Below are 19,278 nucleotides of genomic sequence, written 5' to 3'. Positions count from 1 at the left end.
GCCCCCCTGAAGCCCGCCGAACGGGTCTCTGGTCCCAGGAGTCCTCCCAGGAGTCCTGGGACCAGAGACCCGTATTCTCACCGGTGGGATGAAATCCGCACCTCACCGCGTTGGTGACTTCCGGCAGGGCAGGACGTCGGGACGACCGGGAGGCAGCAGTGGCGGGGGCAGATCAAGGGTGGGCGCGGCGGCTGGCGGGTTATGCCTGGAGGTACCGGCGCAATGTCGTGCTCGCACTCGGATCGTCACTGGGTGGCATGGCCGTCATGGCGCTCGTCCCACTGATCACCAAGGTCGTCATCGACGACGTCATCGGGACCAAGACCCGGTCCCTCGCCGTATGGACCGGCCTGCTCATCGCCGCCGCCGTCGTCGTCTACGCCCTCACCTACGTCCGCCGCTACTACGGCGGACGTCTCGCACTCGACGTCCAGCACGACCTGCGCACCGAGATGTACGGGACCATCACCCGCCTCGACGGGCGCCGCCAGGACGAGCTCTCCACCGGCCAGGTCGTCGGCAGGGCCACCAGCGACCTTCAGCTCATCCAGGGCCTCCTCTTCATGCTCCCGATGACCATCGGGAACTTCCTGCTCTTCCTCATCTCCCTCGTGATCATGGCGTGGCTCTCGCCGCTGCTCACCCTCGTCGCCGTCGCCGTCGCCCCCGCCCTGTGGTTCATCGCGAAGCGCAGCCGCCTGCGGCTCTTCCCCGCCACCTGGTACGCCCAGGGCCAGGCCGCCGCCGTCGCGGGCGTCGTCGACGGGGCCGTGTCCGGCGTACGCGTCGTGAAGGGCTTCGGCCAGGAGGACCAGGAGACCGGCAAGCTGCGCGAGGTCAGCCGGCGGCTCTTCGCCGGACGCATGCGGACCGTCCGGCTGAATTCCCGCTACACCCCCGCCCTCCAGGCCGTGCCCGCCCTCGGCCAGGTCGCCATGCTGGCGCTCGGCGGCTGGCTCGCGACGCGCGGCCAGATCACCCTCGGTACGTTCGTCGCCTTCTCCGCCTACCTCGCCCAGCTCGTCGGGCCCGTGCGCATGCTCGCCATGGTGCTGACCGTCGGCCAGCAGGCGCGGGCCGGTGTGGAGCGCGTACTGGAGCTGATCGACACCGAGCCGTCCATCGAGGACGGGACCAAAGTGCTTCCCGCCGACGCCCCCGCGACCGTCGAGTTCGACGACGTGTCCTTCGGCTACGACGACGACCGGCCGGTTCTCGACGGTTTCTCCCTCGAAATCCGGGCTGGCGAGACCGTCGCCGTCGTCGGCTCGTCGGGGAGCGGCAAGTCCACCGTCTCGCTGCTCCTGCCCCGCTTCTACGACGTGTCCCGCGGCGCCGTCCTCGTCGGTGGGCACGACGTACGCGAGCTGACCCTCGACTCGCTCAGGGCCGCCATCGGACTCGTACCGGAGGACAGCTTCCTGTTCTCCGACACCGTGCGCGCCAACATCGCGTACGGCCTGCCGGACGCGACCGACGAGCAGGTCGTCTCCGCCGCCCGCGCCGCCCAGGCCGACCGCTTCATCTCCGAGCTGCCGAACGGCTACGACACCACCGTGGGCGAACACGGCCTCACCCTCTCCGGCGGCCAGCGCCAGCGCATCGCGCTCGCCCGCGCCATCCTCACCGACCCCCGCCTGCTCCTCCTCGACGACGCCACCTCCGCCGTCGACGCCCGCGTCGAGCACGAGATCCACGAGGCGCTGAAGTCCGTCATGGCCGGGCGTACGACGCTGCTCATCGCCCACCGCCGCTCCACCCTCAACCTCGCCGACCGCATCGCCGTACTCGACGGCGGCCGCCTCGCCGCCATCGGCACCCACGAGGAACTCCAGGAGCGCTCCGCCCTCTACCGGCGGCTGCTCACCGACCCCGACGAGCTCGGCGGCGTATCGCCCGGACACGTCCTCACCAAAGCACCGGAACCGGCCGACGACCGGACCGTGCAGGCCGAGCTGGACGCCGAGTTCGACGCCGAGCGCGGCATCACCCCCGATCTGTGGGTACGGGACGAGTCCTCCCCGGACACGGCCACCGACCACGCGCCCGGCATGCCGGCCACCCCCGAACTGCTCGCCCAGGTCGACGCGCTGCCGCCGGCCGACGACGTGCCCGACATCGACGAGACCCGCGCCGTCCAGCCCGAGGAGTCGTACGGACTGCGCCGCCTCCTGCGCGGCTTCGGCCTGCCCCTGCTGGTCAGCCTCGCGCTCGTCGCCGTCGACGCCGGCATGGGTCTGCTCCTGCCGGTCCTGATCCGGCACGGCATCGACGAGGGCGTCACCCAGCTCGCGCTCGGCGCGGTCTGGGCGGCGGCCGGGCTCGCGCTGCTGTCCGTCGTCGTGCAGTGGATCGCGCAGACCGCCGAGATAAGGATGACCGGCCGGACCGGCGAGCGCGTGCTGTACTCACTCCGGCTCAAGATCTTCGCCCAGCTCCAGCGCCTCGGCCTCGACTACTACGAGCGCGAGCTGACCGGCCGCATCATGACCCGCATGACGACCGACGTCGACGCCCTGTCGACGTTCCTCCAGACCGGCCTCGTCACCGCCTTCGTCTCCGTCGTCACCTTCTTCGGCATCATGGTCGCGCTCCTCGTCATCGACGTGCAGCTCGCGCTGGTCGTCTTCGCGACCCTGCCGGTGCTGATCATCGGCACGTACTTCTTCCGCAAGTCGAGCGTCAAGGCGTACGAGCTGGCACGCGACCGCGTCAGTGTCGTCAACGCCGACCTCCAGGAGTCCGTGTCCGGACTGCGCATCGTCCAGGCGTTCCGGCGCGAGCGCACCGGCGCCGAGCGGTTCGCGGAGCGCAGCGACAGCTACCGGCAGGCGCGCGTGCGCGGCCAGTGGCTGATCTCCATCTACTTCCCGTTCGTCCAGCTTCTGTCGTCGGTCGCCGCCGCCGCGGTGCTGATCGTCGGCGCCGGGCGGGTGGACGCGGGCACCCTCACCACCGGTGCGCTCGTCGCGTACCTCCTCTACATCGAGCTGTTCTTCGCCCCCGTACAGCAGCTTTCCCAGGTCTTCGACGGATACCAGCAGGCCACCGTCTCCCTGCGGCGCATCCAGGAACTCCTCCGGGAGCCCACCTCGACCGCCGCCGCCGACCGGCCCAAGGACGTCCTGTCGCTGCGCGGCGAGATCGCCTTCGAGGACGTGCGTTTCCAGTACGGCGGCAAGGGTGAAGAGGAGGAAGCGCTCAGCGGGATCGATCTGCGCATCCCGGCCGGCCAGACCGTCGCTTTCGTCGGCGAGACGGGGGCGGGCAAGTCCACCGTCGTCAAGCTCGTCGCCCGCTTCTACGACCCGACCTCGGGGCGGGTCACGGCCGACGGCACGGACCTGCGTGACCTGGACATCACGGCGTACCGGCACCGTCTGGGCGTCGTACCGCAGGAGGCATACCTCTTCGCGGGCACGGTCCGCGACGCGATCGCCTACGGGCGCCGCGACGCCACCGACGCCGAGGTGGAGGCGGCGGCCCGCGCGGTCGGCGCGCACGACATGATCGCGACGCTGGAGGGCGGCTACCTGCACGAGGTGGCCGAGCGCGGCCGGAACCTTTCCGCCGGCCAGCGCCAGCTCATCGCGCTCGCCCGCGCCGAACTCGTCGACCCGGACATCCTGCTCCTCGACGAGGCCACCGCCGCCCTGGACCTGGCGACCGAGGCCCAGGTCAACCAGGCCACGGACCGGCTGACCGGCCGCCGCACCACCCTGGTCGTCGCCCACCGCCTGACGACGGCGGCGCGCGCGGACCGGGTCGTCGTCATGGACCACGGCCGGGTCGTCGAGGACGGCACGCACGACGAACTGCTGGCCCTGGAGGGCACGTACGCCCGCCTGTGGCGCACGTTCGTGGGCGAGGACGAGCCGGCGGCTGTCTGAGCACCGGGACGCGCCGCCCAGGCCTTCACGTGCTGTCCCGCACCTTCGCCCGGATGCTCCGCAACCACGCCGTACGCTCTGAGCGTCGTACGCACGTACGTACGCTCAAGTGGGGGAAGGGGATACGCGTGTTCGGTGATGCGGGTGGGGCAAGTGCGGGCAAGGCGATGAGAAAACACCTGATGTACGGACTTGCCATCGTGATCGCGGCGGCGGGCCTGACCCTCGCGGGCCCCGGCGCCGGCAGCGCGGAGGCGGCAACCGCCTGCTCGGGCCGCAAGGTGAAGACAGTCACCTTCACCACCGGCGAACTGCGCATCTACAAGAGCCGCCGCTACGCCTGCGCCATCACCGTCTCCAAGCGCCCCGGCGTACGGCAGGTCATGGTGGTCACCATCCAGGCACGCGGCAGCCGCGTCGCGAAGGACAGCGGCCGCTTCACCCACCGCGCCGGACCGGTGACGGTCTACGCCCTCAACCGCTGTGTGCGGGCGCACGGTGTGGTCGGCACGCGGAAGGCGTCCACTGGCTGGATTCTCTGCTGAGGCTGGTGGTACGGGAGTTGCCCCGCTAGGTTCGCCCCGTCGTCTGTGACTACAGGGGAGGGCGAATGCGCAAGGCGCGCAGCTTGCTGCTGTCGTTCGCGGTGCTCATAGGCACCGTGGGACTCGGCAGCGCACCGGCCGGGGCGGTCACCACCGCGGAGCCGGAAGCAGAGCAGCAGGAGCAGCAGCAGGACATCAAGGAGCGAATACTCGCGATACCGGGCATGAGCCTGGTGGAGGAGAAGCCGTACACCGGCTATCGCTATTTCGTACTGAACTACACCCAGCCGGTCGACCACCGGCAGCCGTCCAAGGGCACCTTCAAGCAGCGAATCACCGTGCTGCACAAGGACACGAACCGCCCGACGGTCTTCTTCACCAGCGGATACAACGTCTCGACAACACCGCGTCGCAGTGAGCCGACGCAGATCATCGACGGCAACCAGGTGTCGATGGAGTACCGCTTCTTCACTCCGTCCCGGCCGTCGCCCGCGGACTGGTCGAAGCTCGACATCCAGCAGGCCGCGAGCGACCAGCACCGCATCTTCACCGAGCTGAAGAAGATCTACTCCAAGAAGTGGATTTCGACGGGCGGCTCCAAGGGCGGCATGACCGCGACGTACTACGAGCGCTTCTATCCGCGCGACATGGACGGCGTCGTCGCGTACGTCGCCCCCAACGACGTGGTGAACAAACAGGACGCGGCGTACGACCGCTTCTTCCGGAACGTCGGCACCAAGGAGTGCCGCGACGCGCTCAACGCCGTACAGCGCGAGGCACTTGAGCGGCGCGGCCCGCTGAGCGCCAAGGTGAAGGAGTGGGCGGACGCCAACAACGCCACCTTCGACACCATCGGCAGCCTGGACAAGGCGTACGAGTCCACGGTCCTCGACTTCGTGTGGGCCTTCTGGCAGTACAGCAAGGCGAGCGACTGCGCGGACGTGCCCGCGGCCGACTCCTCCGACCAGGTCATCTACGACTACGTCGACGCCATCTCCGGCTTCGCCGCCTACAGCGACGAGAGCCTGGCGACGTACACGCCGTACTACTACCAGGCGGGCACCCAGCTCGGCGCGCCGCAGGTCAAGTACCCGCACCTCGATGGCCTGATGAAGTACGGCCCGGACTTCTTCCAGCCGCGCGTCTACGTGCCGCGTGACATCCCGATGAAGTTCAACCCGAGCGTGATGCGGGACGTGGACGGCTGGGTGCGGCACAACGCCACGCGGATGCTGTTCGTGAACGGGCAGAACGACCCGTGGAGCGCCGAACCGTTCCGCCTCGGCAAGGGCGCGCGCGACGCGTACGTCTACACCGCGCCCGGTGCCAACCACGGCGCCAACGTCGCGGGCCTCGTCCCGGAGGAGAAGGCGAAGGCGACGGCCGAGATCCTCGAATGGGCGGGGGTCGCTCCGGCCGCCGTCCAGAAGGACCCGGCGAAGGCCAGGCCGCTGGCGAAGTACGACGCGAAGCTCGACAAGCGCGACGTCGAGCAGCGGCAGACCCTGCGCCCGTAACGCACGGCAGGACTGCGCCCGCCGATGTGGACCCTCACACCCGGCGGGCGCAGCCCACCGCCTTGTCCCCGCCAAGCCGGACGTACAACTGCGTCGCGGGCGGGCACTGCGCCCGCCGCCGCACGGCGGCCACCACCGTGTACTGCGCCGCCATCTCGCCCGATCCGTCGCACGGCGTCTCCTTCACCTGCCCCTTGCGCGCGGTGTAGAGGCAGTCCCCGACGACCGTCCGGGGCCCGCCGCCCTTGCCCGGATCACCGGGATGCGGCTCCTCCAGATTGCGCATGCACGCGAACCCGCGTGGCACGGACCCGTCGCCGTCCTCGTCGAAGGCGGGCCGGCTCTCGGAGATGTGCAGGACGAAGTCCGTACGGGGCGGACACGCGGGCCCGTCGCCCTGGAGCCCCTCGTGTCGGGACAGCACGCGGGCAGCGGCCTTCTCACTCACGCAGGACACCTCACGGAAGGCGCGCCCGCGCGAGCTGCATTCACCGGTGCCGAGGAACGTGGCGCGGTAACCCGATGGGGTGACGCTCCCGGCGGACGCACCAGCCCTACCCGCCTCACCCGCTGGTCCCTGGCAGCCGGTCAGCGCCGCGACGCCCACCGCGACGAGCAGCAGCGCGCACGCCACCCCCCTGGACCGATCCGTGCGACGCATGCGACCCCCCCGGTACGTCCACCCAGCGTGACCCGCCGGAGCGGGCGCACGCCAGACGCGCGGGGGGCTTTGCGCCACTTGGAGGTGGTGCGCCGGTGGTCCGGGCGTACGGGCGCGTACGCCGCATGCCTGAGCTAATACGTGAGCCCGTACCCGACCGGATACAGCACCTTCGCCGGATCGTCCGCACGCTGCACCGGAACGGGCAGTTTCCCTGCCGGCGCCGTCTGGCCGGCGATGACGCGTACGGCCGCGCGCAGTTCGACATCGGTCCAGGAATACGCCGCGACGCTCGCGGCGAATCCGGTCCCGCCGAGCTGGGCGATGTCGTACGGATTGCGGATGGCGAGGGTGACGACGGGCACCCCGGTCGCGGCCAGCTCGCGGACGAGCGTGCGCTGCGGACTGCTCGCCGTGACGTTGTACGTCCCGACGACCACCACGTCCTTGCCCTTGGCCGCCGCCACCGCTTCCTTGATCTTCGCCTGGGTGGGGGTGGTCCCGGTCGACAGGGCGGTGGCGGTGAAGCCGAGTTCCCGCAGGGCTCCGGCGACGGCGGTGGTGGGCGGCCCGGTGGTCCCGGTGGGGGACGCGGGGTCGGCCCCGACCACGAGCACGTTCCGGTGCGTACGACGGCTGAGCGGCAGCAGGCCGCCGTCGTTGGTGAGCAGGGTGGTCGTCGCCTCGGCGATCCTGTCGGCCGCGGCGAGGTGCGCACGTACGCCGACGGTCCGGTCGACGCCCTGGTGGGAGACGTAGGGGTCGCGGAACAGCCCGAGCTTGGCCTTGAGCAGCAGGATGCGCAGGATCGATTCCTCGATCCGCTCCGTGCTCAGTTCGCCGTCGCGGACCGCCTTGAGGACGGCGTTCCAGGCGACGGGCAGGTCCGGCGGGTTCAGGAGCTGGTCGCACCCGGCGAGGAGAGCGAGGACGGGCACGCGGTCGTCGCCGTACTTCTGGCGCACGCCCGCCATGGCGAGGGAGTCGGTCACCACGACCCCGTCGTATCCCAGCCGCTCGCGCAGCACACCGGTGAGGATCGGCTTGGAGAGCGTCGCCGGGTCCTCGTTCTTGTCGAGTGCCGGTACGACGATATGCGCGGTCATGATCGAGTCGATGCCGGCGGCGATGGCGGCCCGGAACGGCGGGGCGTCCAGCTCCTCCCACTCCTCGGCGGTATGACGGATCGTCGGGAGCGAGTAGTGACTGTCGTCCTTGGTGTCTCCGTGCCCGGGGAAGTGCTTGGAAGTGGCCGCGATTCCGGCGCTCTGGTAGCCCTTGACCTGCGCGGCGACCATTGCGGCGACCGCCTGCGGATCGGCTCCGAAGGACCGTACGCCGATGACGGGGTTGGCCGGGTTGACGTTGACGTCCGCGACGGGCGCGTAGTTCTGCACGATGCCCATGGCCGCGAGCTCGGCCCCGGCGATCCGCGCCGCCTTGCGCGCGCCGGAGCGCAACCCGCCGGCCCCGAGCGCCATCGCACCCGGCATGAGGGTCGCGGGCCTGCCGACGCGGGCGACGATGCCGTGCTCCTGGTCGGTGGAGATCAGCAGAGGTACGGGAGTGTCCTGCGCGAGCCCGGCGCGCTGAATCCCGTTCGACAGATCCGCGATCTGGTGCGGGTCACGGGTGTTGTGCGCCCAGGCGAAGTAGATGATGCCGCCGACGTGGTACTTCGCGACGAGTTCGGCGGCGGTCCTGACCCCCATCTCCTTCAGGTTGAGGTCGATGTCGACCTGGTCGGGCTCGGTCGCGGAGTGCCCGTAGGTCCGCATCACGAAGAGCTGGCCGACTTTCTCCTCCAGGCTCATCCGGGAGATGAGGTGCTTGAGGCGGTCCCGAGTGGAGGCCGTGACGGACGCTTCGGACACGCCCAGGGCAGGCGTCGTGCTGATGGCGGTCGCGGCCACTGCGGCGGCGGTCGCGGTGAGCAGGGTGCGTCTGGAGGTGCGGTGGTCGTGCACGTGAGCTCCTTACGGCCGTACTCGACAAGGGAGTTGAAGGAAACTTCCAAGGAGTCACGGATATCCGGAAACTAACTGCCAGGTCAAGGGTGCGGCAGCACAAAGGAGCCCGTGTCGGAAAGGGGGCGAGGCGGCCGGAGACGCCGCCACTGGCGCATGCGGAGGGGGGGGCGCACCAGTGGCGGCTGTACTGCCGGCCGCAGGCGGTTGGAGAGGGGAGTCAGCGAGTGCCGACACCGCTCTGCGGAGACTCACCAGCAGTACGCCGGTTGGACGGAACCGGCTGCCCGCAGGTTCCGACGCGGCACCGGGACCTTCTTCAGCCTCGCAGTCGCTCCACGTACTCCCGTCCCGCCGCCAGCATGCCCGGCAGGTCAGGGGCCTGCGGATACCAGCGCTTCTCGTACTCCCAGCACACCCACGCGTCGTCGTCGAGCAGCCCCACGCACTCGTCCAGCGGCAGCACTCCCGCCCCCAGCGCCACCGGCGTCGGGTCGTCGGCCGACGCGATGTCCTTGACCTGGGTGTATCCCAGGTGCGGGGCCAGTACGGCGTGTGCTGCCGCCGGGGTCTCGCCGCCCAGCCAGGTGTGCATCACGTCCCACAGCGCGCCCACGTTCTTGTGCCCCACCGGTCCCAGGACGCGCGCGGCCGCCGCGCCCGTGCGGTGCGAGTCGTGGGTCTCCAGCAGGATGCGTACGCCCAGGTCGGCCGCCGTCTCCGCCGCCAGCCCCAGGCGGCGGGCCGCCGTCGCGTCCGCCTCCTCCTGGCTCTGCTCGTCACCGCCGCCGGGAAAGACCCGTACGTACGGTGCGCCCAGGTCCCGCGCCAGCGCCAGCAGGCCGCGAAGCTCCTCGTGTACGGGCTCGTCCTCGCCCGGGGCCGCCACCCGCGCGTACCCCGCCACTGCCAGGATCCGCACGCCCGCGTCGTCGAACCGCTCGACCACGTCCGCCCGTTCCTCCACACCGATGCCCGGATGCACCGGTTCCTCGGGGTGCGCGCGCAGTTCCACGCCGTCGTAACCCGTCGTGTTCGCGAGCCGTACGACATCGCTCATCGCCATGCCCGGCACCCCGAGGGTGGAAAAGGCGTACTTCACAGTCAATGCTCCTTCCTGAAGCAAGCGTCCCCAGCACGACTTCCCGATACCCCGCCTCCCAAGCGAACCGATCACCGTACGGACCAGCAGGCGGATCGGACGCTCGCGTACGGAAGCTCCCCGCGGGGCAGGACTCGCCCATGACAGCAGCAGAAGCCATATGGCAGTTCACCGACGACCGCGGGCAGTTGTCGTCGGCCCCCACGTGGCCCACCAGGATCGTCGCCTACATCCAGGCCGGAGCCACCCTCTGGGACCACGGATTGCTTCCTCTGGGCATCTTCGGCTCGTACCACGACGGCGACGCGCCCGACCGCGCCAAGTCCGGGCACCTCCCCCTCGGCGCGGTCACCTACTTCGGCGCGGGCGCCTCCCTCGACCCCGACCGCCTGCTCTCCTGCGGAGCGGACCTCGTCGTGGCCGTCAGCTACGGAGGCGGTCAGGTGTACGGAATCGAGCCGGACGCCGCCAAGCACCTGGAGGCGCAGCTCCCGGTCGTCGTACTGGACGTCGGGCAGGGCCGTTCGCTCGACGAGATCCGGGGCCGCTTCGCCGCGCTGGCGGCCGCGCTGGGCGGTGCGGAGCCCCCGGTCGCCCTGGAGGCCGCGCGCGAGCGGCTCCGTACCGTCGCGACGGACGACGCACCCCGCGTCCTGGCCCTCTCCCCGGCCGGTGACGACCAGGTCCACCTCGCGCGCCCCGACTCCTGGCCCGACCTGCGTGCCCTGGCCGCACTGGGCGTACGCCTGGTGGAACCGCCCGCACGGGGCGGCGCGAACTGGTCCACCGTCGCCTGGCCCGAAGCGGCGGAGCTCACCCCGCAGATCATCCTGGCGGACACCCGCGCCAACGCCGCCCCGCCCGACCCGACCCGCACGGGCAACGCCCGCGTGATCCCCTGGAACCCGGAACTCCCGGCCAGCAGCGCAGCACACGCGGCCTTCTTCACCCGCGTGGCGAAGGCGCTGGCGGCTGATCACTGACCCCCACCGGGGGCGCCGGCTCACCCCCCACCCCCGCCCAGACCGACCGGCGCCCAGCCACCCCTACCGGCCGCCCCCCGCACCACACCCACCTCAGCTCCGCGGACCCGCCGTAGACCCCCGCACCATCAACTCCGCCGGCACCGAAGCGATACCCCCCGGCGGCGCCGCCTCCCGCCCCATAGCGAGCCGCCCCGCCCGCGCCCCCGCCTCGTACAGCGGCAGCCGTACGGTCGTCAGCGCCGGCATCGTGTCCGCCGAGAACGGCAGGTCGTCGAAGCCCGCGACCGACACGTCGTCCGGGATGCTCCGCCCCCGCTCCCGCAACGCCGCACACGCGCCCAGCGCCACCGTGTCGTTCGCGGCGACCACCGCCGTCAGCTCCGGCTCCCGCCGCAACAGCTCCAGCGTCGCGTCGTACCCGGACTGCCGGTCGTACGAACCGTGCACCGTCAGAGGTTCGACGACGCCGCCCAGCCCCGCCGCGTCCATCGCGTCCCGGTGTCCCTCCAGCCGGTGCCGGGTGGTCGTACGCTCCACCGGCCCGGCGACGTACCCGATCCGCCGATGCCCCAGCGCCAGCAGATGCTCGGTCAGCCGCCGTGCCCCGCCCCGGTTGTCGAAGGCCAGCGCGGCCGCCACCCCGCCCCCGCCCCCCGGCAGCTCCAGCGGCGGCCGTCCGCACAGCACCACCCGCGCGCCCCCGTCCGCCAGCTTCGCAAGCTTCGCCGCGACCGCCGTCGAGTGGCCGGGGTCCTCGATCGCGCCCCCGGTCAGAATCACGGCGGCGGCGCGCTGCCGTTGCAGCAGCGTCAGGTAGGTCAGTTCCCGCTCCGGCGATCCCCCCGTGTTGCAGACGATCGCGAGCTTCTCGCCGCCCGCCCGCCCCGCGCCCGCCCCCTCCGGCCCGCCGATCTGCGACTGAGCCGCCCCGGCCATGATCCCGAAGAAGGGGTCGGCGATGTCGTTCACCAGGATCCCCACGAGATCCGACGTCGCCGCGGCAAGCGCACTGGCCGGCCCGTTCAGTACGTAGTCGAGGTCGTCGACGGCGCGCAGCACCCGCTCCCTGGTCGCGGCGGCGACCGGGTAGTTGCCGTTGAGCACACGGGAGACGGTGGCCGGTGACACCTGGGCGCGGGCCGCCACGTCCGCCAAGGTCACTGTCATCTGGTCGTCCTCCGGATGGGGTCTTGTACGAGCCGCGGTACGCAGGCTAGCTTCATAACGCATAGAAAGCGCTTGCTATGGCCGTACGGAGGAAACTTTCGTGACACGCAAGACAGTGCGCATCGCCATGAACGGCGTCACGGGCCGGATGGGATACCGGCAGCACCTCGTCCGCTCGATCCTGGCCATCCGCGAGCAGGGCGGCCTGGACCTGGGCGACGGCACGGTCCTGTGGCCGGAGCCCGTCCTGGTGGGCCGCCGCGAACACGCGCTCCAGGAGATCGCCGAGCACCACCACCTCACCCACTGGTCCACAGACCTGGACGCCGTCCTCGCCGACGAGACGATCGACATCTACTTCGACGCGCAGGTCACGTCCGCCCGCGAGGAGGCCATCAGAAAGGCCATCGCCGCGGGCAAGCACATCTATACGGAGAAGCCGTCGGCCACCGGCCTCGACGCCGCCCTCGCCCTGGCCCGCCTCGCCCGGAACGCCGGCATCAAGCACGGCGTCGTACAGGACAAGATCTTCCTTCCGGGTCTGCTCAAGCTGAAGCGCCTGATCGACGGCGGCTTCTTCGGCGAGATCCTGTCCGTCCGGGGTGAGTTCGGCTACTGGGTGTTCGAGGGCGACTGGCAGGACGCCCAGCGCCCCTCCTGGAACTACCGCGCGGAGGACGGCGGCGGCATCGTCGTCGACATGTTCCCGCACTGGGAGTACGTACTGCATGAGCTGTTCGGCCGCGTCACAACGGTCCAGTCGCACGTCACGACGCACATCCCGCAGCGCTGGGACGAGCACGGCAAGCCGTACGCCGCCACCGCCGACGACGCGGCGTACGGCATCTTCCAGTTGGAGGGCGGCGCGGTGGCGCAGATCAACTCCTCCTGGACGGTACGCGTGAACCGCGACGAGCTCGTGGAGTTCCAGGTCGACGGAACGCACGGCTCCGCCGTCGCCGGCCTGCGCAACTGCCGCATGCAGCACCGCAGCGCGACCCCCAAGCCGGTCTGGAACCCTGACCTCCCGGTCACCCACTCCTTCCGCGACCAGTGGCAGGAGGTCCCCGACAACGACACGTACGACAACGGCTTCAAGGCCCAGTGGGAGCTGTTCCTGCGCCACGTGGCGCTCGACGACCCGTACACGTGGGACCTGCTGGCCGGGGCGCGCGGCGTACAGCTCGCGGAGCTGGGCCTCAAGTCGTCGGCCGAGGGCCGCCGTTACGACGTACCGGAGCTGTCGCTGTGACGATCAGGCTGCCGCACGGTACGTACGAGCCCCGCACCGAACCCCTCGCCCTCGCACCGCACGGCGCCCCCCTCACCTCCCGCACGGTCTACTCGGCGGCGCATGTGGTGGCCGACCCGTACGCCGACGTGTCGCCGGACTCGCCCGCCGCGGTCGACTGGGACGCCACGCTCGCTTTCCGACGGCACCTGTGGTCGCACGGCCTGGGGGTGGCGGAGGCGATGGACACGGCGCAGCGCGGCATGGGCCTCGACTGGCCGGGGGCGTCCGAGCTGATCCGCCGCTCGGCCGCGGAGGCGAAGTCCGTCGGCGGCCGGATCGCCTGCGGCGCAGGCACCGACCAACTGCCCCCCGGCGAGAGCACCCTCCCCGAAGTCACCGCCGCGTACGAGGAACAGCTCACCCTGGTCGAATCGACCGGCGCCCGCGCCATCCTCATGGCGTCACGGGCGCTGGCAGCCGCCGCCCGCGGCCCCGAGGACTACCTGGCGGCGTACGGTCACCTCCTGCGCCAGGCGGGGCAGCCGGTGATCCTGCACTGGCTGGGCCCCATGTTCGACCCGGCGCTCGACGGCTACTGGGGCAGTACGGACCTGGATGCCGCCACGGAGACCTTCCTGGAGGTCATCACCGCGCACCCCGACAAGGTCGACGGCATCAAGATCTCGCTCCTGGACGCCCAGCGCGAGATCGACCTGCGCCGCCGCCTGCCGATGGGCGTGCGGTGCTACACGGGCGACGACTTCAACTACCCCGAACTGATCGCGGGCGACGACCACGGCTTCAGCCACGCCCTCCTCGGCATCTTCGACCCGCTGGGCCCGCTGGCGGCGGAAGCGGTCCGTACGCTCGACACGGGAGACGCGAAGGCCTTCCGCGCACTCCTGGACCCCACAGTCGAGCTGTCCCGCCACCTCTTCGAGCCCCCCACCCGCTTCTACAAGACCGGCGTCGTGTTCCTCGCCTGGCTGGCGGGCCACCAGTCGCACTCCACGATGGTCGGCGGCCTCCACTCGGCGCGCTCGCTGCCCCACCTGTCGCGGGCGTACGAACTGGCCGACGGCCTGGGCCTGTTCCCGGACCCGCTGCTTGCCGAAGCACGTATGAAGACCTTCCTCACCCTGCACGGAGTGGATCAGTGAGCGGCGACCTGTCCAGGCTCAGCATCAACCAGGAGACCATCAGGCAGTGGTCGCTGCCCGAGCTGGCCGAGGGGTGCGCGAAGGCGGGCGTCCCCGGCGTGGGGCTGTGGCGCGCCCCGGTCCAGGAGTACGGCGTCGAGCGTGCCGCCCGCCTGATCCGGGACGCGGGGCTGACCGTGACCAGCCTGTGCCGGGGCGGCTTCCTGACGGGCGTCGGCGGCGCCGACCGCGCCGCCGCCCTGGCCGACAACCGCCGGGCCATCGACGAGGCCGCCACCCTCGGGACCAGCACCCTCGTCCTGGTCTCGGGCGGCCTCCCACCCGGCAGCCGAGACCTGCACGCGGCGCGCGAGCGCATCGCGGACGCGCTGGCGGAGCTGGCGCCGTACGCCGCCGAGCGGGGCGTACGCCTGGCCATCGAACCGCTGCACCCGATGTTCGCCTCGGACCGCTGCGTGGTGTCGACCCTGGACCAGGCGCTGGACCTCGCCGAGCGCTTCCCCTCCGACCGGGTGGGCGTGGTCGTCGACACGTACCACCTGTGGTGGGACGACCGGGTCGCGGACGGCATCGCCCGCGCGGGCGACCGCATCGCCGCCTTCCAGCTTGCGGACTGGATCACCCCACTGCCGGCGGGCGTCCTGCTGGGCCGGGGACAGCTCGGGGACGGCGTGGTCGACTTCCGCCGCTTCCGCGAACTGGTGGACGCGACCGGCTACACGGGCCCGATCGAGGTGGAGATCTTCAACGAGACTCTCTGGTCCCGCGACGGCGCGGAAGTCCTGGCCGAAGTGGCGGATCGCTATGTCACTCACGTACTCCGTTCATGACCGAAACGGTGCGTCTGTGATCAAGCTCTGATCATCCGGGGCCATCTTGTGTCCTCGTCAAATAAATCCAGATCTCCGTGCAACCGTCCCGCCCCTTCGCGGGTCCTACTTGGCATCAGGGCCTCTGGGGAGGGATCCGGGGGGATTCGGAGAGGCCTGTACGGGAGGGGAATCTGAGGGGCCCGGTCGACGGACCGGGCCTCCTTGGTTTTGTCCACAGACCTTGGTTTTGTCCACAGCCATGCCGCGCTGTCGGACCCTGGCGGTAGCGTCGGATCATGCCCAGTCCCACAGGTGTTCCAGCGGCGGCCTCGGCGGTGATCGAAGGCGTCCTGGAGCGGATCACCTACGCCAATGAGGAGAACGGCTACACGGTTGCCCGCGTCGACACCGGGCGCGGATCCGGAGATCTCCTCACGGTCGTCGGTTCGCTGCTCGGCGCGCAGCCGGGGGAGTCGCTGCGCATGGAGGGCCGCTGGGGTTCGCATCCGCAGTTCGGCAAGCAGTTCACCGTAGAGAACTACACCACCGTGCTGCCCGCGACCATCCAGGGGATACGGCGCTACCTCGGCTCCGGGCTGATCAAGGGCATCGGGCCGGTGATGGCGGACCGGATCACCGCGCACTTCGGCGTCGACACCCTGGACGTGATCGAGACCGAGCCGAAGCGGCTGATCGAGGTGCCGGGGCTCGGCCCGAAGCGGACGAAGATGATCGCGGCGGCCTGGGAGGAACAGAAGGCCATCAAGGAGGTCATGATTTTCCTCCAGGGGGTGGGGGTCTCGACCTCCATCGCGGTGCGCATCTACAAGAAGTACGGCGACGCCTCCATCTCCATAGTGAAGAACGAGCCCTACCGCCTGGCCGCCGACGTCTGGGGCATCGGCTTCCTCACCGCCGACAAGATCGCCCAGTCCGTCGGCATCCCCCACGACAGCCCGGAGCGCGTCAAGGCCGGCCTCCAGTACGCGCTGTCGCAGTCCACGGACCAGGGCCACTGCTACCTCCCGGAGGAGCAGCTCATCAGCGACGCCGTGAAACTGCTCCAGGTGGACACCGGCCTGGTCATCGACTGCCTGGCCGAACTGGCGGCGGACGAGGGCGTCGTACGGGAAAAGGTGCCGCCCCCGGAGGGCGGCGATGGCGATCCCGTCACGGCCGTGTACCTCGTGCCCTTCCACCGGGCCGAGGTGTCCCTCGCCGCGCAGATCCAGCGGCTCCTGCGCACGCCCGAGGACCGGATGCCGGCGTTCCGGGACGTGGCCTGGGACAAGGCGCTGGCCTGGCTCGCGGGCCGTACCGGCGCTGAGCTGGCGCCCGAACAGCAGGCGGCCGTCAAGCTGGCGCTGACCGAGAAGGTCGCCGTCCTGACCGGCGGACCCGGCTGCGGCAAGTCGTTCACCGTCCGCTCCATCGTGGAGCTGGCCCGCGCCAAGAAGGCCAAGGTGGTACTGGCAGCCCCGACCGGCCGGGCGGCCAAGCGCCTGGCCGAGCTCACCGGGGCCGAGGCGTCCACCGTGCACCGGCTCCTGGAGCTCAAGCCGGGCGGCGACGCGGCGTACGACAAGGACCGCCCGCTCGATGCCGACCTGGTCGTCGTCGACGAGGCGTCCATGCTCGACCTGCTGCTCGCCAACAAGCTGGTGAAGGCCGTGGCGCCGGGCGCGCACCTGCTCCTGGTGGGGGACGTGGACCAGCTCCCCTCGGTGGGGGCCGGGGAGGTGCTGCGCGACCTTCTCGCAGAGGGCGGTCCCGTCCCCTCCGTCCGCCTCACCCGGATCTTCCGCCAGGCCCAGCAGTCGGGCGTGGTGACGAACGCCCACCGCATCAACTCGGGTGTCCCGCCCATCACCCGGGGGCTCCCGGACTTCTTCCACTTCGTCGAGGAGGAGACGGAAGACGCCGGGCGGGTCACGGTCGACGTCGCCGCGCGCCGCATCCCCGCCAAGTTCGGCCTCGACCCGAGGCGTGACATCCAGGTGCTGGCCCCCATGCACCGCGGGCCGGCGGGGGCCGGCGCGCTCAATGGGCTGCTTCAGCAAGCCGTCACGCCCGCCCGGCCCGACCTCCCCGAGAAGAGATTCGGCGGAAGGGTCTTCCGCGTCGGAGACAAGGTGACCCAGATTCGCAACAATTACGAGAAGGGACAGAACGGGGTTTTCAACGGCACCGTGGGCGTAGTGACCTCGCTCAGCCTGGACGACCAGCGCCTGACGGTGCTGACCGACGAGGACGAGGAGGTTCCGTACGACTTCGACGAGCTGGACGAGCTGGCGCACGCGTACGCCGTGACGATCCACCGCTCGCAGGGAAGCGAGTATCCGGCGGTGGTGATCCCGGTCACCACCGGGGCCTGGATGATGCTGCAGCGCAATCTGCTCTACACGGCGGTCACCCGGGCCAAGAAGCTGGTCGTGCTCGTCGGCTCCCGCAAGGCGATCGGCCAGGCCGTTCGTACCGTTTCCGCAGGCAGGCGGTGTACGGCGCTGGATCACCGGCTCGCCGGGCGGATCGTGAGGAGCCCTTCCGTGGCGCAAACCGCCCCATAGGGGGACTGTTCATGGCAAACGTCTCGCTCGACTTCCAGAACCGGGGGTAAGGGGGCAGGATGAGCAGGTTGGCGGCACTGAGTGCCGCGAATGGGCCTAATGGCCGACCCCGAGTGCACTCTGCTGAGCCAAATGGGGGATGGTAGAGACAGTCAGGGCACCTCGAAGAAGAGGCACTACGTCGGTGAGGGATGACGTGAGCGACAACTCTGTAGTACTGCGGTACGGCGATGGCGAGTACACCTACCCGGTGATCGACAGCACCGTCGGCGACAAGGGCTTCGACATCGGGAAGCTCCGGGCTCAGACCGGGCTGGTGACTCTCGACAGCGGATACGGCAACACGGCCGCCTATAAATCCGCGATCACCTACCTCGACGGTGAGCAGGGCATTCTGCGCTACCGCGGATATCCCATCGAGCAGCTCGCCGAGCGCTCCACCTTCGTCGAGGTGGCGTACCTGCTGATCAACGGTGAGCTTCCCACGGTCGACGAGCTGGCCGCCTTCAGGAACGAGATCACCCAGCACACGCTGCTGCACGAGGACGTGAAGCGGTTCTTCGACGGCTTCCCGCGTGACGCGCACCCGATGGCCATGCTGTCGTCGGTGGTCAGCGCGCTGTCGACGTTCTACCAGGACAGCCACAACCCGTTCGACGAGAAGCAGCGTCACCTTTCGACGATCCGCCTCCTCGCCAAGCTTCCGACCATCGCGGCGTACGCGTACAAGAAGTCGATCGGCCACCCCTTCGTCTACCCGAGCAACGACCTCGGGTACGTCGAGAACTTCCTGCGCATGACCTTCTCGGTCCCCGCGCAGGAGTACGTGCCGGACCCGGTCGTGGTCGCGGCGCTGGAGAAGCTGCTGATCCTGCACGCGGACCACGAGCAGAACTGCTCGACGTCCACCGTGCGTCTGGTCGGCTCCTCGCAGGCGAACATGTTCGCCTCGATCTCCGCCGGCATCAGCGCCCTGTGGGGCCCCCTGCACGGTGGCGCCAACCAGTCCGTCCTGGAGATGCTGGAGGGCATCCAGGCCGACGGCGGCGACGTCGACAACTTCATCCGCAAGGTGAAGAACAAGGAAGACGGTGTGAAGCTCATGGGCTTCGGGCACCGCGTCTACAAGAACTTCGACCCGCGGGCGAAGATCATCAAGGCTGCGGCGCACGACGTTCTCTCCGCCCTGGGCAAGGACGACGAGCTGCTCGACATCGCGCTCAAGCTCGAAGAGCACGCGCTGGCCGACGACTACTTCGTGGAGCGCAAGCTCTACCCGAACGTCGACTTCTACACCGGTCTGATCTACCGGGCCATGGGCTTCCCGACCGAGATGTTCACGGTGCTCTTCGCGCTGGGCCGGTTGCCGGGCTGGATCGCCCAGTGGCACGAGATGATCAAGGAGCCGGGTTCCCGCATCGGCCGCCCGCGCCAGATCTACACGGGCGAGGTCCTGCGCGACTTCGTTCCGGTCGAGGGCCGCTGACCGAGGGCCGCTGATGGACGGCTGCTGACCGTCTCAGGCCTCGCACTGGCGCAGTGCAGAAAGCGCCCCGCCCGCCGATCCCCCCACGGGTCGACGAAGCGGGGCGCTTTCCTTTTCCCGGATCGGATTCCCCCCACGGGATCCGGCCGGGCGTCTGTCGGGTGCGGAAGTTCCACACGCGGTC

At 70.3% G+C, this 19,278-nt stretch carries 13 protein-coding genes; 9 read left to right on the top strand and 4 right to left on the bottom strand.

The genetic code is table 11. The features are described from left to right. The first annotated feature begins 158 nt into the window (after positions 1-158). The 3 genes from G412_RS0107485 to G412_RS0107475 all read left to right on the top strand — a co-directional run bounded on the left by G412_RS0107485 (position 159) and on the right by G412_RS0107475 (position 5,952). Positions 159-3,890, top strand: coding sequence for an ABC transporter ATP-binding protein (locus G412_RS0107485; RefSeq protein ID WP_028811544.1), 3,732 nt, complete (start codon positions 159-161; stop codon positions 3,888-3,890). Between the two features lie 182 nt (positions 3,891-4,072). Next, positions 4,073-4,435: a hypothetical protein gene (locus G412_RS0107480; protein ID WP_244282875.1), complete on the top strand. Its 363-nt coding sequence runs from the start codon at positions 4,073-4,075 to the stop codon at positions 4,433-4,435. Between the two features lie 65 nt (positions 4,436-4,500). Further along, the gene (locus G412_RS0107475; protein ID WP_028811542.1) at positions 4,501-5,952 is read left to right on the top strand and encodes a S28 family serine protease; all 1,452 of its coding nucleotides are present in this window, start codon (positions 4,501-4,503) and stop codon (positions 5,950-5,952) included. Positions 5,953-5,986: 34 nt separating this feature from the next. Here the strand turns inward: G412_RS0107475 and G412_RS0107470 are convergent, their stop codons facing one another. The 3 genes from G412_RS0107470 to G412_RS0107460 all read right to left on the bottom strand — a co-directional run bounded on the left by G412_RS0107470 (position 5,987) and on the right by G412_RS0107460 (position 9,682). After that, positions 5,987-6,613: a hypothetical protein gene (locus G412_RS0107470; protein ID WP_051338195.1), complete on the bottom strand. Its 627-nt coding sequence runs from the start codon at positions 6,611-6,613 to the stop codon at positions 5,987-5,989. Positions 6,614-6,747: 134 nt separating this feature from the next. Next, positions 6,748-8,580, bottom strand: coding sequence for a glycoside hydrolase family 3 protein (locus tag G412_RS0107465; RefSeq protein ID WP_028811540.1), 1,833 nt, complete (start codon positions 8,578-8,580; stop codon positions 6,748-6,750). A gap of 319 nt (positions 8,581-8,899) precedes the next feature. Continuing rightward, positions 8,900-9,682: a sugar phosphate isomerase/epimerase family protein gene (locus G412_RS0107460; protein ID WP_028811539.1), complete on the bottom strand. Its 783-nt coding sequence runs from the start codon at positions 9,680-9,682 to the stop codon at positions 8,900-8,902. A 140-nt stretch (positions 9,683-9,822) separates the two neighbouring features. Between G412_RS0107460 and G412_RS0107455 the strand changes: the two genes are divergently transcribed. After that, positions 9,823-10,665, top strand: coding sequence for a hypothetical protein (locus G412_RS0107455; RefSeq protein WP_028811538.1), 843 nt, complete (start codon positions 9,823-9,825; stop codon positions 10,663-10,665). Positions 10,666-10,758: 93 nt separating this feature from the next. On the opposite strand, the gene G412_RS0107450 is transcribed toward G412_RS0107455, so the two are convergent. Beyond that, on the bottom strand, positions 10,759-11,835 hold the full coding sequence (locus G412_RS0107450) for a LacI family DNA-binding transcriptional regulator (RefSeq protein WP_028811537.1): 1,077 nt from the start codon (positions 11,833-11,835) through the stop codon (positions 10,759-10,761). A gap of 100 nt (positions 11,836-11,935) precedes the next feature. Here G412_RS0107450 and G412_RS0107445 point away from each other — a divergent pair, with 100 nt between their 5' ends. The 5 genes from G412_RS0107445 to G412_RS0107425 all read left to right on the top strand — a co-directional run bounded on the left by G412_RS0107445 (position 11,936) and on the right by G412_RS0107425 (position 19,094). Continuing rightward, positions 11,936-13,087, top strand: a complete 1,152-nt coding sequence (locus tag G412_RS0107445; RefSeq protein ID WP_028811536.1) for a Gfo/Idh/MocA family protein — start codon at positions 11,936-11,938, stop codon at positions 13,085-13,087. Next, the gene (locus tag G412_RS0107440) at positions 13,084-14,229 is read left to right on the top strand and encodes a dihydrodipicolinate synthase family protein (RefSeq protein WP_028811535.1); all 1,146 of its coding nucleotides are present in this window, start codon (positions 13,084-13,086) and stop codon (positions 14,227-14,229) included. The genes G412_RS0107445 and G412_RS0107440 overlap by 4 nt, the downstream gene beginning before the upstream one ends. Further along, positions 14,226-15,059 carry a sugar phosphate isomerase/epimerase family protein gene (locus G412_RS0107435; RefSeq protein ID WP_028811534.1) on the top strand — a complete coding sequence of 278 codons (834 nt, stop codon included), beginning with the start codon at positions 14,226-14,228 and terminating at the stop codon, positions 15,057-15,059. The genes G412_RS0107440 and G412_RS0107435 overlap by 4 nt, the downstream gene beginning before the upstream one ends. A gap of 278 nt (positions 15,060-15,337) precedes the next feature. Beyond that, on the top strand, positions 15,338-17,608 hold the full coding sequence (recD2, locus tag G412_RS0107430) for an SF1B family DNA helicase RecD2 (RefSeq protein WP_051338194.1): 2,271 nt from the start codon (positions 15,338-15,340) through the stop codon (positions 17,606-17,608). Between the two features lie 196 nt (positions 17,609-17,804). Beyond that, the gene (locus tag G412_RS0107425; RefSeq protein ID WP_028811532.1) at positions 17,805-19,094 is read left to right on the top strand and encodes a citrate synthase; all 1,290 of its coding nucleotides are present in this window, start codon (positions 17,805-17,807) and stop codon (positions 19,092-19,094) included. Positions 19,095-19,278: the final 184 nt, after the last annotated feature.

The sequence above is a fragment of the Streptomyces flavidovirens DSM 40150 genome (assembly GCF_000429085.1).
Classification (GTDB): Bacteria; Actinomycetota; Actinomycetes; order Streptomycetales; family Streptomycetaceae; genus Streptomyces; species Streptomyces flavidovirens.
Note: the sequence above shows the minus strand (reverse complement) of the source record. Positions and strands in the feature narration are given on the sequence as shown.